The sequence below is a fragment of the Bradyrhizobium sp. SPXBL-04 genome, assembly GCF_051853035.1.
GTDB classification, from domain to species: Bacteria; Pseudomonadota; Alphaproteobacteria; order Rhizobiales; family Xanthobacteraceae; genus Bradyrhizobium; species Bradyrhizobium zhanjiangense.
Genome location: NZ_CP182472.1, coordinates 3500381 through 3513239, shown reverse-complemented (window position 1 = coordinate 3513239; position 12859 = coordinate 3500381). Strand labels below are relative to the sequence as shown.

The window sequence follows — 12859 nt, the reverse complement described above, 5'->3', positions numbered from 1 at the left end:
GACTGATATGACCGAGACCACCAGGACGAAGGGCGTCAGCCGCCGCACGCTGCTCAAGGGCACCGCGGGTCTCGCCGGCCTTGCCGCCGGCTCCGGCGCCATCACCGGCTTTCCCTATGTGAAGTCGGCCGACGCGAAGGTGCTGCGATATCTCGGCACCGCCGTGAACGAGGGCGATGACATCTCCAAACAGTGCCTGAAGGATACCGGCATCAAGATCGAATACATCACCGCAACCACCGACGACGTCACCAAGCGCGTGATGACCCAGCCGAACTCCTTCGACGTGCTGGACACCGAATATTTCTCGCTGAAGAAGATCGTGCCGTCGGGCAACATCCTTGCCCTCGACGCCAAGAAGATCAAGGAATTCGACAACATCACGCCCGTCTTCACCAAGGGCGAGACGCCCGGCGGCAAGAAGATCGGAGGCCAGGGCACCGCGCCCTGGAAGGTGCTCTATCTCGAAGGCAAGGACTCCAAGAAGTTTGCGACGTCGGCGACCGAATTCGTGACGCTGATCCCGACCGTCTACAACGCCGACACGCTCGGCATCCGTCCCGACCTGATCAAGCGGCCGATCAGCTCGTGGTCCGAGCTGCTCAATCCCGAATTCAAGGGCAAGGCTTCGATCCTCAACATCCCCTCGATCGGCATCATGGATGCCGCGATGGTCGTGGAGGCCTCCGGCAAGTACAAATATGCCGACAAGGGCAACATGACCAAGGAAGAGATCGACCTCACCATGAAGGTGATGACCGAAGCCAAGAAGGCCGGCCAATTCCGCGCCTTCTGGAAAGACTTCAACGAGAGCGTCAACCTGATGGCTTCAGGGGAAACCGTGATCCAGTCGATGTGGTCGCCGGCGGTGACCAAGGTGCGCTCGATGGGGATTGCCTGCACTTTCCAGCCGCTCAAGGAAGGCTACCGCTCCTGGGCCTCGGGCTTCTGCGTCTCCAAGGGCGTCTCGGGTCCCAAGCTCGACTGGGCCTATGAGTTCGTGAACTGGTTCCTGTCCGGCTATGCCGGCGCCTATCTCAACCGCCAGGGCTACTACTCGGCCGTGCTCTCCACCGCGAAGGCCCACATGGAGCCCTACGAGTGGGCGTACTGGATGGAGGGCAAGCCGGCCGAGAAGGACATCAAGGCGCCCGACGGCTCGCTGCTCGAGAAGGCCGGCGCCGTGCGCGACGGCGGCTCCTATGAGGACCGCATGGGCGGCGTCGCCTGCTGGAACGCCGTGATGGACGAGAACGACTACATGGTCCGCAAGTGGAATGAGTTCATCGCGGCGTAATGGATATGTCGGAAGAAGTCCTGCAACAGGCATCCCCGGGCTTGATCCCGGGGTCGGGCACAGCGCGCGCCGCGAAAGCGACGCGCCTGTCGCCGTCCTTCATCTCCTGGCTGCAGGCCGGGCCGATGATGCTGGTTTTTCTCGCCTTCTTCCTGATTCCGCTGGTGTTCGTCGTCATCGTCTCGTTCTGGGATTACAACGAATACCAGCTGCTGCCGGCCTTCTCCGGCCGCGGCTATACCGATACGTTCGAAGGCTGCGTCGCGCAGCTCCCCGATCTCTGCACCATCGGCAAGACCTATGTGAAGACGCTGAAGCTCTGCTTCATGGTCTGGGCCATCACGCTCTTCATCGGTTTCTGGGTCGCCTACTTCCTCGCCTTCCACGTCAAGTCCAAGACCTGGCAGATGGGATTGTCGCTGCTGTGCACCATCCCGTTCTGGACCTCCAACGTGATCCGCATGATCGCCTGGATTCCACTGCTGGGACGCAACGGCCTGGTGAACTCAGGCTTGATCAAGACGGGCCTGATCAACCAGCCGCTGGAATGGCTGCTGTTCTCCGAATTCTCCGTGGTGCTGGCGCTGGTCCACCTCTTCACCTTTTTCATGGTGGTGCCGATCTTCAATTCGATGGTGCGCATCGACAAGACGCTGATCGAGGCCGCCTATGACGCCGGCGCGAGCGGCTTCCAGACACTGGTCAACGTGATCATCCCGCTGGCAAAACCCGGCATCGTGATCGGCTCGATCTTCGTCATCACCATCGTGATGGGCGACTTCATCACCATTGGCGTGATGGGCGGCCAGCAGATCGCCGCCGCCGGCAAGATCATCGAGACCCGGCTCAACGCGCTGCAATTCCCCGCCGCCGCCGCCAACGCCGTGATCCTGCTCGCGATCACCTTCCTGATCATCACCATGATGTCGCGCATCGTCGACATCCGGAAGGAGCTGTGATGAAGGAAGGACGCCCGCGCTCTTTCTACGTGCTCGCAATCTTCTTCGCGGCCTATGTGCTGTTCCTTTACGGCCCGATGATCGCGATCTACGTGCTGTCGTTCCAAGGACCGCAGGGCGGCCTCACCTTCCCGATGAACGGGGTCTCGACCTTCTGGCTGGCCAAATTGTTCGAGGGCACCGGCATCGTCGATCTCGGCGCCGCTTTCCGCCGCTCGCTGCTGCTCGGCCTCGTGGTGATGGCCGTCACCGTCGTGTTGTCGGTCGCGGCCGGCATGGCTTTCCGCAGGAAGTTCAGGGCGCAGAGCATCCTGTTCTACTCGGCGATCGCGAGCCTGATCGTGCCTTCGATCATCACCTCGCTCGGCATCTCGCTTGAATTCCGCATCATCGACGACCTGATCAAGGCGCATTGGAACGAGAACTTCGAGACCTCGATGGGCCTGCTCACTTCGGGCCTCGGTGCCCATCTGACCTGGACGCTGCCGTTCGGTCTCTTGATCATGTTCGCGATCTTCAACCGCTTCGATCCGCGCCTGGAGGAAGCCGCGCGCGATCTCGGTGCGACGCCGTGGCAGACGTTCCGTCATGTCGTGCTGCCGATCATCCTGCCGTCGGTGATCGGCATCGGCCTGTTCGGCTTCACGCTGTCCTGGGACGAGCTCGCCCGCTCCAGCCAGGCCATCGGTCCGGTGAACACACTGCCGCTGGATCTCCAGGGCCTCACCACCACAGTGACGAAACCGGACATCTATGCGCTCGGCACGGTGATCTCAGCGGTGTCGTTCGCGGTGATCACGCTTGCGCTCGGCACCATCCACATGCTCAACAAGCGGCAGGCGGCCAAGGGCTCGGACGCCGGCAAGGGACTCGTCTGAGAAGGGACTTGTCTGATCCGATGCGCCTTCACGTCGTCAATCCCAACACCACCGCGTCGATGACCGCAAAGATCGCTGCTGCGGCGCGCAGCATCGCCCTGCCCGGCACCGTGATCGATGCGCGCCAGCCGGCGATGGGCCCGGTCTCGATCGAGGGTTTTTACGACGAGGCCTTCGCCGTGCCCGGCATGCTCGGCTGCATCCGCGAGGCTGATCGCGACGGCGCGGATGCGCACATCATCGCCTGCTTCGACGACACCGGCCTCGACGCAGCGCGTGCCGCCGCCAAGGCACCGGTGGTCGGCATCGGCGAAGCCGGCTTCCACATGGCGAGCCTGATCGCGGCGCGTTTTGCCGTGGTGACGACCCTCGGTGTCTCCATCGTGCCGATCGAACACAACTTGCGGAAATACGGCCTCGCCGAGCGCTGCGCCGGCGTCCGCGCCGCCGAGGTCCCGGTGCTCGCACTGGAGGAGCGCAACGCCGATGCCATCAGCAAGATCTCCGCCGAGATCTCGGCCGCGATCCGCGACGACCGCGCGGAGGCGATCGTGCTCGGCTGCGCCGGCATGGCCGATCTCGCCAGCGAGCTCGCCGCCACGCACGGCCTGCCCGTCGTCGACGGCGTCGCCGCCGCCGTGACGCTGGCGGAATCGGTGGTGCGGCTGGGACTGACGACGTCCCGGCTCGGCCCCTATGCGAGGCCTCGGTCGAAGACCTATTCCGGGACGTTTTCGCCGTTTCAGCCCTGATCCGTGCCCCTTAAGAGACCTTCGGAGGCCCTAAGGTCCCCTGATTGCTGGTTTTTTTGTCCTTAGCCTCTTTTTGGTCCCATTCCTTGCCGAAACCTAAGGCTTTCGGGACGCCCCGGCGACCTCTGGTTGCCGGCCTTCGCCACGCACCAAGTTTCAATTTGGGCTTTGTTCGCGATGATCGATCTCGCACAGGACACACCATCCACCCCCCTGCTTCGCCTCGGCGGCCAACCGATCGCGCTGACCGCCGCCGCACTTCTCCTGCTCATCGCCGGCGTGACCTCGATTGCGGTCTGGCGCGCCTATACTGGAGCGGCACCGGAGACCGATCGGGTGGTGGCATCGCGGCTGCTCCAGGCCCGCACGGCACAAGTGTCCGAGCAACTGGTCGAGAAGACCAAGGGGCTGGAGGCGACTCAGCAGGAATCGATCGACCAGCTCCAGGTCGTGCAGGATCAGCTCCAGACCATGAAGCGGCTGATGGCGGGGCAGCAGGCCGACACCAAGCGCCTGTCCGAGCAGGTCGCGACGCTGAACGAATCCATCGATAGCTTGCGGCAGTCCTTTGCCAGCGCCCGGGCCACCGAGGCTGAAACACCCTCGGTTACCCGCAGGAAACCGGCGCGGCAACGCGTCCACGCCAGCGCGCGCAAGCGTTCGCGCGGCTGAGCCGATCCCAGCGCGATTGGAACTTTATTTTCGCCACTTGTGAACTGGATCACATTCGCCTGTATGATTCCGCGCCATCCTCGCGGTTACCGGATGGCGTAAGCCGATTTCAATGTCCGGGGCTGGCAAGGTCGTTGACGGTATACTGCGTCAACGGCCTTGTTCTTTGATGGGCCCAGCTATTCGCCAAGGATGCTATTCGCAGACATCCACGCGGCGGTATCGCCATCCAGCTGGCGTCATGACCCGCTTCCGAACGACGTAGCAGCCGCCATAACCGTCGTCGTAGCCGGCACCATAATAATAGGGGCTGCCGTAATAGGGATAGCCATAACCATAATAAGTGCCGTAGTAGCCGGCGCCGGCAAGGCCCGCCCCGATCGCAACGCCCGGCCAGAAGCCGCCGCCATGCCAATGGCCGTGCCCGCCATGGCCCCAGCCGCCGCCCCAGCCACCATGGCCGAAACCGCGCGCCTCGGCCGCTTGCGGCGCCGACAGCCCGACCGCCGCGACGGCCAGCGTCGTCATGATCATCTTGCGTAACATCACTCGATCCTCCGCGTGGACACGCTCCACGCTTCAAAGCAGGATCAAGCTAATGTCACTTGGGCATTCCTGACAGCCACACTGTCTCAATTCCGCGCGAGCGTCAGCAGCCGCGGCAGATGCTCTTCATCTTCTTGTCGAGCAGCCGGTTCTCGGCATTGACGGTGGCGTCCGCGGCGCCCGAGCCGGTGCCGATGGTGGCACCGGAGCCCGGACCGGATGATTGAGCCGTCCCCAGGCTGTTGGTCCCGGGCGGCGGAGCTGGCGAGTTGGTGACGCCCCCCGTCGGTCCCGCAGAGCTTCCGGTCGAACCCGCAGAGCCTCCGGTTGATCCGGCAGAGCCGCCGGTCGCCTGCGCGAACGAGGTGGCCGGCATCGCCGTGAGCGCGAGGATCACCATCATGGTCTTGATTGCGGACGATCTGGCAGACATCGGAAATTCTCCCTTTGCCGGTCAACCGCTGCGGCGAGCACCTGTTCCGGAACAAATGCCGTCACGTCAGCTTGAAGGCGAGGAGGCCAAATCACGATGACCGATCGCGATCCTTTTGCTGAAGGCGAGCGCGCCGCGCGCGAAAGCATCCCCGCCGAGGCCAATCCTTACCTGGACGGTAGCGACGAGCACGCACTATGGGCCGCCGGCCACGAGAAGGTTGCGGGCGCGACCGAAGCGCGCGAATCCGAGGGACGCTGACGCCCCCCTCCGGATGGCGCGAGCCGGTCACTATGCGGCCGCCACCATCTTCTCGGTCCGGTCCTCGACCATGGTCACGAACATGTGCGACTCTTCGTCGGCGCCGCCGATCTGAACGCGGCGGGCGGAGATCACACGGCGCCCGCGCGCGGGATTGTCGATGGTATCGACGATCGGCTCGAGCTGCTGCTTCTGCGCCAGCAGCTGCTGGTCGCGCCGCTCGATCAGTTCGGCCGCCTCCACGGAGAACAATTCCCGCGCCGTCTTGCCGATGATCTCGCCACGCGACATGCCGATCATCTTCTCGGCGGCCTTGTTGACGAAGACGTAGCGCAGATTGCGCGCGTCCTTGGCGATGATGCCCTCGGCCACGTTCTCGATGATGGTCGCGAGGAAGCGCTCCATCCGCTCCAGGATACGCTGGCGCTGGCGCTGCTCGGTGACGTCCTCCTGCACCGACACCCAACCGCCGCCGTCCATCGGCCGCTCGTAGATCTTGATGATGCGGCCGTCGTTGAGGGAGATCTCGTAGGCCGTCGGCTCCCGCCTGGCGATCCGGTCGCGCACCGCCCCGACATATTTCGTGACGTCGCCGCTGAACAGTCCGCTCTTGACTCGGTGCTGGAGGATTTCCTCGAGCGTCGATCCGGGCTGGATCGTCTCAGGCAGATTGTAGATCCGCCGGTAGTTGGCGTTCATCGCCACCACGTTGGCCTTGCCGTCCAGCATGATCAGGCCCTGCGGCATGCTGTTGATCGCGGCGGAGAGCTGCCACTTCTTGGCCTGGTACTTGTCGTTGAACTTGTCGCGCTCGGTCATGGCCGCGTCGCGCGCCTGGGCGGTGCCGAGCTCGAGCTCCTCGAGCTCGAAGATGCGCGCCACCGCGTCGCGGAAATTCTGCACCGCGCGCGCAAGATGCCCGATCTCGTCGTGACGGCGCAGATGCGGCACTTCGCTCTTGACGTCGCCCTGCGCGATCCGGTCGGTCGCCTGCGTGATCTCGGCCAGCGCGCCGACCACTGATCACCGCATGACGATGACGTTTAGTCCCGCAAGGATGAGCGCCGCCAGCCCGAGCGCGAACAGATAGGCGGCAGCATAGCGGTTCTCGTTGGCGAGCTCGTCCGCCTCGCGGGCGCGCTGATGGTAGATGCGCTCGAGCGCCTCGATATCGCTGTTGAGCTTACTGCGCACTGTCCGGTTGGCGTCGTTGTCGCCCCATTCGCGCGCCGCGGCCGAGCTGATCTCCACTCCGCGCCGCACCAGCTCCTGACGGAAGTCGATGAACTGCGTGATCCGCTGCCGGAAGCTCGCGAACAGTTCGGCATCGTCGTCGCCGACGTCCTTCTCCATGCTCTTCACGGCCTCGGCAAGCTCACGGTTGCGACGCAAGAGCCCGTCCGCGAACTGCTTCATCTTGCCGTGATCGGCCGTCATGTAGATGCCGCGCGACTCCATGACGATCGCATAGATCAGCGCATTGATGCGACCGACGTTGATCGCCGCCGCAGCCGAGGACGCATGCATGTGACGATAGGTCGTCTGCAAGCGCACCGACTGGATCGACATCACGAGCAGGAAGGTGGTGACGATCGCCAGGAAGCCGGCGATGCTGTAAACCTTCTCCGCGACCGTCAGCGTGTCGGCGCCGCGAACAAAACGAACGACTTTCTTCAGAAATTTGGTTCCGGCTCCGAAGCCGGATCCCAGCGCCGTCGCGTCCATGGCGCCGCTCCTCCTGGTTGAAAACGCTCAACGATAAGCGTGATCGCGCTAGCGGAGGATTAAAGGGCCCGCCTGTATTTTTACGGTACGGAACCATTGCCGTGGGGGCCAGGCACAGCCGGCGGGCATCTCAGCCGATCCGCTTCAAGCCTTTCTTGAACCGCGGACCGTTGGCCACGTAGAATCTGGCCGCACTCCCCATCTTCTGGACCTGGGCGTCATCGAGCGTGCGGATCACGCGCGCCGGCGAGCCGATGATCAGCGAGCGCTCGGGAAACTCCTTGCCCTCGGTGATGACGGAGCCGGCGCCGACGATGCTGTTGCGGCCGATCTTCGCGCCGTTCATCACGATCGCGCCCATGCCGACGAGCGCGCCCTCCTCGATGGTGCAGCCGTGCAGGATGACGTTGTGGCCGACCGTGCAGTTCCTGCCGATGACAAGCGGAAAGCCGAGATCGGTGTGGCAGGTCGAGCCGTCCTGCACGTTGGCGCCCTCGCCGATCTCGATCCACTCATTGTCGCCGCGCAGCACCGCGCCGAACCAGACGCTCGCGCCCGGCTTCAGGCGCACCCGGCCGATCACGGTGGCGGTCTCCGCGATGAAATAATTGCCGTCGGCGGGAAGGTCGGGCGCCTGCCCGTCGAGTTCGTAGATCGCCATGGAGGTCTCCTGTCAGGATGATCCTGGCATAGCGAAACGGCGGCCTTGACGCAAAGGGCCGCCCGGCCGGGCAGCCTGGGAACGACGCCGGAGGCGTCAGCCCAGCACGCCGGCCGCGCGCAGCGTCATCAGGAAGAAGGTGCCGCTCATCATGCTCCAGAAGCCGGCGATGAGGGTCGCCATCATCACGAATTCGGCGCGGCGGCTTTCCACGCGCATGCCGCGCAGCGTGTTGCGCATGATGATGAAGGGCGCCGCGAAGACCAGGAATGGCACCGCCGCGAAGGTCTTCGGCGCGACGCCGTCCTGCAACAGGCCGAAGCCGGCGGGACGCTGCGCGACCGCCTGGTATCCGTTCACGAGCGCGCCCGCGAGCGCGAAACCGATGCAGATCGAGAAGAGGGTATTGAGAGCTTCAGGTGTCATCGGAACGGTCCGCCCTTACGCAACGCTGGCACCTTCCTGTGACAAATAGTGCCGGTTAACGCTACATTATCCTTAAGAGAAGGTTAACGCCGCCTCCCGCCCGGCGCAGGGCTCTCCCCCTTTCCCGCAGCCAGGGGCGCTGCGCGAAATCGCCGCCACATGGCATATTCGCCGCTGATTCGTCGGCCAGCGGCCGACTTCGGCTTACCTTGCGTTAGCTCATGACGGTGTTCTCGGCAGCCTCCTCTCGCCCTCCCCGCACGCACACCCGCGCGCACGTCGTCCCGATCGTGCTCAGCGGCGCGGCTGCGGCATGCGCGGTGGCGCTGGTCGCCTATTTGCTGTGGCCGACCTGGGGCACGCGCGGTGCGAACGCCCCGGACAAGCTGCCGGTGAGCGTCGGCGGCACGCTGTTCAACCTGCCGACCTCGGCGATCCGGATGAAGATCCAGCGCCACACCGGGCCGCAGGAGCGCATCGATCTCGACTTCCTCTATCCCTCGCTGGAGCCGCCCGGCGCACCGAAGCACGTCACCGCCGACACGGTGGAGGCGACGGTGCAATCGATCGACCGCATCTTCCTGTCGATCGCGGCCCATCACGATGCGCTCGCGCCGGAGCAGCGAACAGCCACGATCTATCCGCGCTATCTCGACCAGGCCGCAACCCAGCCCGAGGAAGGCCTGACGATGCGGATGTTCCGCGCCGAGACCCCTTACGGCAGCGAGGACCTCTATTCCGCCGCAAGCCCCGCGCTGACCGCGCGCTGCACCCGCGATGCGGCGACGCCCGGCATGTGCCTCTCCGAGCGGCGCGTCGGCGGCGCCGACCTCACCTTCCGCTTTCCGCGGAGCTGGCTGTCGCGGTGGCGTGACGTGGCGGAGGCAATGGAGAAGCTGACGGCGCAGCTGCGCGGGCCGCGGAGCTGACAGTCATCGCAGCTTGGCGCGAGCGGTTGGGGTTTGACGAGACCGGCCAGATCGCTCTGATCCGGTTGCCCCTGACGCCGTCCTCTGACGGAAGCCTCAGTCCCGGCCCTTCTGCGCCCGATACAGGCTCGGCGTCGTCCCGACCGCCTTGCGGAAGGCGCGGTTGAAATTGGCCTGCGATGAAAATCCTGCGGCATAGGCGATGTCGACCAGCGGGCGATCGCTGGTGGACAGCAGCCGCTTGGCCAGATCGAGACGCTGCCGGCTGACATATTCATGCGGCGCGCTACCTGTCGCCGCCTTGAAGCTGCGAGAGAAATGCGCCGGGCTCATGCACGCCACCGATGCCAAATCCTTGACCGTGAACTCGCGCTCGACGGATGCATCGATGAACTCCGTCACGCGCGACAGCCGCTTGGCGTCGAGCGGCCGCTGACCGGCGTTGATTTGCCGGAGCCTGACTGCAGTTGCCGAGTAGGTATGCACGAGATGGGCTGACAACGCGCGCCCGAGACTTTCGATCAGGAGCCGGCCGGTGGAGGTCTCCTGTTCGAGCTCCTTCAGGATCCGGTCAGCAACGTGCTCGATGAACATGTCCTGATCGATGGTCTCGTAGCGGATCGAGATACCCGAGGGATCGATGTCCAGATCCCGGAGCATGGTGTCGTCGAACGGCTTGCCGGGGAGAAAGAGATGCAGGCATTCCTGCATCTGGTTCTCGACACGGATGAAGTCTTCGCGGATGCCGGCCGGGCAGAGCCAGACGGTGCCCTTTCGGCCGAAGGTGCGCTGCCGCATGCCTGCGCCTTCGCGATCGACGACCGAGCTGCCTCGCAGCAGGATTGCGATCTCGGTGTCGCGCGGCAATTGCGGCGGAAGATCGCCTGGCTCATGGCTCCATCGCTCGGCCAAAAGGTGTCCCCACCGCCGGTCGTTGGACGTCTGAAGCATTCTGCCGGTAACATATTTATCGACAGAATTGCCGAGCATACCCATCGGAAATCTCCGCCAGATCACGCGATGTGTGGGTAGAAAGGTATTGCCGGGTCCAGCAATTAGCATGCCAGACATCCGGCCGGCCGTCCACGGGCCGAGAGCAGTCCGGGACAACAAGACCGCACATTTTGAAAAGCCAGGCCGCGCCCGCCGGCCGCATCCTTGACCGACTTGAATCGGGAAGCGGAGAGACCCATGGCCCGGACCACGGTAATAGGCGCGTGCCCCCACGACTGCCCGGACACCTGCTCCATCCTGACCACGGTCGAGGATGGCAAGGCCATCGCCGTCCGGGGCAATCCCGATCACCCCTTCACGCGCGGACGGCTCTGCGTGAAGGTCAACAACTACGAGGAGCGCGTCTACAGTGACAAGCGCGTCCTGTATCCGCTCAAACGCGTCGGACCGAAGGGCACCAAGCAGTTCCAGCGGATCTCCTGGGAGGAAGCGCTCGCGACCATCGCCTCGCGCTGGACATCCGTCATTGCCGAGCACGGTGCGCAGGCGATCCTGCCCTACAGCTATCTGGGCACGCAGGGCATCATCAATGGGCTGAACGTCGGCGATCCCCTCTTCAACAAGCTCGGCGCGACGGTTCTGGAGCGCACCTTCTGCGATTCCGCCTCTTGCACGGCGTACATGATGACGATCGGGCACACGCCGGGCGTCGATCCCGAAAGCTTCGTGCACTCGAAATACATCATCCTGTGGGCCTGCAACACACTGAGCACGAACTCGCATCACTGGCCGTTCATCGAGCAAGCGAAGAAGGCCGGTGCCAAGCTCGTGGTCATCGATCCCGTCCGCACCCGCACCGCACGCCTCGCCGACTGGCATATTCCGATCCGTCCCGGCACCGATGCTGCGCTGGCGCTCGCGATGATCCACGTCATCATCAAGGAGAATCTGATCGATCGCGACTATGTCGACAAACACACCGTGGGCTACGACGAGCTGGCCGCGCGGGCGTCCAGCTACACACCCGAATTCGCCTCGCAGGAAACCGGCATTCCCGTCGACGACATCGTCAAGCTGGCGCGGGAATATGCGACGACACCACCGGCCGTCGTGCGCATTGGCGTCGCCGTCGAACGGCATGCCGGCGGCGGTCAGACCGTGCGCGCGATCGCCTGTCTTCCGGGACTGATCGGTGCCTGGAAGCACGTCGGCGGCGGGCTGCTCCAGCTCCCGATCTGGGCGTTCCCGGTCAGATGGGACGTGCTGATGCGTCCCGATCTCCAGCCGGAGAAGATGCGCGTGCTCAATTCCTGGCGCCTTGGAGCGGCGCTGACGGGCGAGCTCGGCTTCGATCCGCCGATCAAGGCGCTGTTCGTCTACAACGCCAATCCAATGGCGATGGTGACCGAACAGGGCAAGCTCGAAAAGGGATTAGAACGCGAGGATCTCTTCACCGTCGTCAGCGAGCACTTCCTGACCGACACCGCCAAATACGCCGACATCGTTCTGCCCGCGACCACGCAGCTCGAGCAGAAGGACATCATGTTCTCCTGGGGGCATCTCTATCTGTCCTACAACAACCAGGCGATCGCGCCGCTCGGCGAAGCCGTGTCCAACACCGAGCTGTTCCGCCGGCTCGCGCGCGCGATGGGCATCACCGACCCGGCCTTCTTCCGGAGCGACGACGAGATCATCGAAGCCTCCCTCGACTGGAGCAGCCCGGTGCTCGCCGGGATCACGCTCGACGGCATCAAGGCCAAGGGCTATGCGCGCCTCAACATGCCCGCGCCGGCCGACTGGGCGCCGCACCGCGAGGGCAATTTTCCGACCGCATCGGGGAAGTGCGAGTTCAGCTCGACCATCGCCGGCGGCGGCAACTTCGTGGTGCCGCTGTTCCGCCAGGGCTACAATGGCGATCAGGACGCCGCGCCAGTCGATCCCCTGCCCCACTACATCCCGCCGAACGAGAACCCGCGCACCGCGCCCATGCTCGCAACGCGCTATCCGCTCAGCCTGATCTCGCCGAAGAGCCACGCCTTCCTGAATTCGAACTACGGCAACCTACCGGCACAGACCGCGCAGGCGGGCGAGGAACAGGCGGTGCTCCTCAATCCGGACGATGCGGCACAGCGTGGCATCGTCGCGGGCGCGCCCATTCGCGTGTTCAACGACCGTGGCGCGTTCGAGGCCTTCGCGACCGTTTCGGCCGACGTCATGCCGGGTGTGGTGGTGGCGCCGTCCGGCTACTGGCAGCGGTCCAATCGCAACGGCGCGACGGTTCACGTGCTGACGCCTCCCGCCTTCGCCGACCTCGGCCGCGCCCCGACATTCTCGGACATCCTCGTTCAGGTCAGCGGGGCCTGACG

At 64.5% G+C, this 12859-nt stretch carries 15 protein-coding genes; 8 read left to right on the top strand and 7 right to left on the bottom strand.

Features of this window, described 5'->3' with window-relative positions:
• The first annotated feature begins 7 nt into the window (after positions 1–7).
• The 5 genes from ACNJX8_RS16435 to ACNJX8_RS16415 all read left to right on the top strand — a co-directional run bounded on the left by ACNJX8_RS16435 (position 8) and on the right by ACNJX8_RS16415 (position 4558).
• Positions 8–1297: an ABC transporter substrate-binding protein gene (locus ACNJX8_RS16435; protein ID WP_164939483.1), complete on the top strand. Its 1290-nt coding sequence runs from the start codon at positions 8–10 to the stop codon at positions 1295–1297.
• The gene (locus ACNJX8_RS16430; protein WP_439361365.1) at positions 1297–2256 is read left to right on the top strand and encodes an ABC transporter permease; all 960 of its coding nucleotides are present in this window, start codon (positions 1297–1299) and stop codon (positions 2254–2256) included. The genes ACNJX8_RS16435 and ACNJX8_RS16430 overlap by 1 nt, the downstream gene beginning before the upstream one ends.
• Positions 2256–3134: an ABC transporter permease gene (locus ACNJX8_RS16425; RefSeq protein WP_130219791.1), complete on the top strand. Its 879-nt coding sequence runs from the start codon at positions 2256–2258 to the stop codon at positions 3132–3134. Before ACNJX8_RS16430 ends, ACNJX8_RS16425 begins: the two co-directional genes overlap by 1 nt.
• 20 nt (positions 3135–3154) lie before the next feature.
• Positions 3155–3886, top strand: a complete 732-nt coding sequence (locus tag ACNJX8_RS16420) for an aspartate/glutamate racemase family protein (protein ID WP_439361922.1) — start codon at positions 3155–3157, stop codon at positions 3884–3886.
• A gap of 177 nt (positions 3887–4063) precedes the next feature.
• On the top strand, positions 4064–4558 hold the full coding sequence (locus tag ACNJX8_RS16415; protein ID WP_128940470.1) for a hypothetical protein: 495 nt from the start codon (positions 4064–4066) through the stop codon (positions 4556–4558).
• Positions 4559–4753: 195 nt separating this feature from the next.
• Here the strand turns inward: ACNJX8_RS16415 and ACNJX8_RS16410 are convergent, their stop codons facing one another.
• Together ACNJX8_RS16410 and ACNJX8_RS16405 are read right to left on the bottom strand one after the other, a co-directional pair.
• Entirely contained in the window at positions 4754–5104 is a 351-nt protein-coding gene (locus ACNJX8_RS16410) for a hypothetical protein (protein ID WP_439361364.1), read from the bottom strand.
• A 103-nt stretch (positions 5105–5207) separates the two neighbouring features.
• Positions 5208–5537: a hypothetical protein gene (locus ACNJX8_RS16405; RefSeq protein WP_128933002.1), complete on the bottom strand. Its 330-nt coding sequence runs from the start codon at positions 5535–5537 to the stop codon at positions 5208–5210.
• Between the two features lie 96 nt (positions 5538–5633).
• On the opposite strand from ACNJX8_RS16405, the gene ACNJX8_RS16400 reads away from it, so the two are divergent.
• Complete coding sequence (locus tag ACNJX8_RS16400) at positions 5634–5798, top strand: hypothetical protein (protein ID WP_164934795.1); 165 nt, start codon at positions 5634–5636, stop codon at positions 5796–5798.
• A gap of 30 nt (positions 5799–5828) precedes the next feature.
• Here ACNJX8_RS16400 and ACNJX8_RS16395 read toward each other — a convergent pair whose 3' ends face one another.
• The 4 genes from ACNJX8_RS16395 to ACNJX8_RS16380 form a co-directional block, all read right to left on the bottom strand.
• Positions 5829–6818: a PAS-domain containing protein gene (locus tag ACNJX8_RS16395; protein WP_439361363.1), complete on the bottom strand. Its 990-nt coding sequence runs from the start codon at positions 6816–6818 to the stop codon at positions 5829–5831.
• Between the two features lie 3 nt (positions 6819–6821).
• Entirely contained in the window at positions 6822–7523 is a 702-nt protein-coding gene (locus tag ACNJX8_RS16390) for a HAMP domain-containing protein (protein ID WP_439361362.1), read from the bottom strand.
• A 130-nt stretch (positions 7524–7653) separates the two neighbouring features.
• Positions 7654–8184, bottom strand: coding sequence for a gamma carbonic anhydrase family protein (locus ACNJX8_RS16385; protein WP_091889454.1), 531 nt, complete (start codon positions 8182–8184; stop codon positions 7654–7656).
• Positions 8185–8280: 96 nt separating this feature from the next.
• Positions 8281–8610 carry a DUF6949 family protein gene (locus tag ACNJX8_RS16380; protein ID WP_128940466.1) on the bottom strand — a complete coding sequence of 110 codons (330 nt, stop codon included), beginning with the start codon at positions 8608–8610 and terminating at the stop codon, positions 8281–8283.
• Positions 8611–8831: 221 nt separating this feature from the next.
• Here ACNJX8_RS16380 and ACNJX8_RS16375 point away from each other — a divergent pair, with 221 nt between their 5' ends.
• On the top strand, positions 8832–9539 hold the full coding sequence (locus ACNJX8_RS16375) for a hypothetical protein (RefSeq protein ID WP_439361361.1): 708 nt from the start codon (positions 8832–8834) through the stop codon (positions 9537–9539).
• Between the two features lie 96 nt (positions 9540–9635).
• Here the strand turns inward: ACNJX8_RS16375 and ACNJX8_RS16370 are convergent, their stop codons facing one another.
• The gene (locus ACNJX8_RS16370; protein ID WP_245474153.1) at positions 9636–10535 is read right to left on the bottom strand and encodes a helix-turn-helix domain-containing protein; all 900 of its coding nucleotides are present in this window, start codon (positions 10533–10535) and stop codon (positions 9636–9638) included.
• 195 nt (positions 10536–10730) lie between these two features.
• On the opposite strand from ACNJX8_RS16370, the gene ACNJX8_RS16365 reads away from it, so the two are divergent.
• Positions 10731–12857 carry a molybdopterin-containing oxidoreductase family protein gene (locus tag ACNJX8_RS16365; protein WP_439361360.1) on the top strand — a complete coding sequence of 709 codons (2127 nt, stop codon included), beginning with the start codon at positions 10731–10733 and terminating at the stop codon, positions 12855–12857.
• The last annotated feature ends 2 nt before the right edge of the window (positions 12858–12859 follow it).

What these genes read in the sequence shown, in the direction of transcription:
- ACNJX8_RS16430 (WP_439361365.1), top strand. Translation starts at nt 1,297, where the DNA reads ATGGATATGTCGGAAGAAGTCCTGCAACAGGCATCCCCGGGCTTGATC.
- ACNJX8_RS16390 (WP_439361362.1), bottom strand. Translation starts at nt 7,523, where the DNA reads ATGGACGCGACGGCGCTGGGATCCGGCTTCGGAGCCGGAACCAAATTT.
- ACNJX8_RS16415 (WP_128940470.1), top strand. Translation starts at nt 4,064, where the DNA reads ATGATCGATCTCGCACAGGACACACCATCCACCCCCCTGCTTCGCCTC.
- ACNJX8_RS16425 (WP_130219791.1), top strand. Translation starts at nt 2,256, where the DNA reads ATGAAGGAAGGACGCCCGCGCTCTTTCTACGTGCTCGCAATCTTCTTC.
- ACNJX8_RS16375 (WP_439361361.1), top strand. Translation starts at nt 8,832, where the DNA reads ATGACGGTGTTCTCGGCAGCCTCCTCTCGCCCTCCCCGCACGCACACC.
- ACNJX8_RS16385 (WP_091889454.1), bottom strand. Translation starts at nt 8,184, where the DNA reads ATGGCGATCTACGAACTCGACGGGCAGGCGCCCGACCTTCCCGCCGAC.
- ACNJX8_RS16400 (WP_164934795.1), top strand. Translation starts at nt 5,634, where the DNA reads ATGACCGATCGCGATCCTTTTGCTGAAGGCGAGCGCGCCGCGCGCGAA.
- ACNJX8_RS16380 (WP_128940466.1), bottom strand. Translation starts at nt 8,610, where the DNA reads ATGACACCTGAAGCTCTCAATACCCTCTTCTCGATCTGCATCGGTTTC.
- ACNJX8_RS16435 (WP_164939483.1), top strand. Translation starts at nt 8, where the DNA reads ATGACCGAGACCACCAGGACGAAGGGCGTCAGCCGCCGCACGCTGCTC.
- ACNJX8_RS16420 (WP_439361922.1), top strand. Translation starts at nt 3,155, where the DNA reads ATGCGCCTTCACGTCGTCAATCCCAACACCACCGCGTCGATGACCGCA.
- ACNJX8_RS16370 (WP_245474153.1), bottom strand. Translation starts at nt 10,535, where the DNA reads ATGGGTATGCTCGGCAATTCTGTCGATAAATATGTTACCGGCAGAATG.
- ACNJX8_RS16405 (WP_128933002.1), bottom strand. Translation starts at nt 5,537, where the DNA reads ATGTCTGCCAGATCGTCCGCAATCAAGACCATGATGGTGATCCTCGCG.
- ACNJX8_RS16410 (WP_439361364.1), bottom strand. Translation starts at nt 5,104, where the DNA reads ATGTTACGCAAGATGATCATGACGACGCTGGCCGTCGCGGCGGTCGGG.
- ACNJX8_RS16365 (WP_439361360.1), top strand. Translation starts at nt 10,731, where the DNA reads ATGGCCCGGACCACGGTAATAGGCGCGTGCCCCCACGACTGCCCGGAC.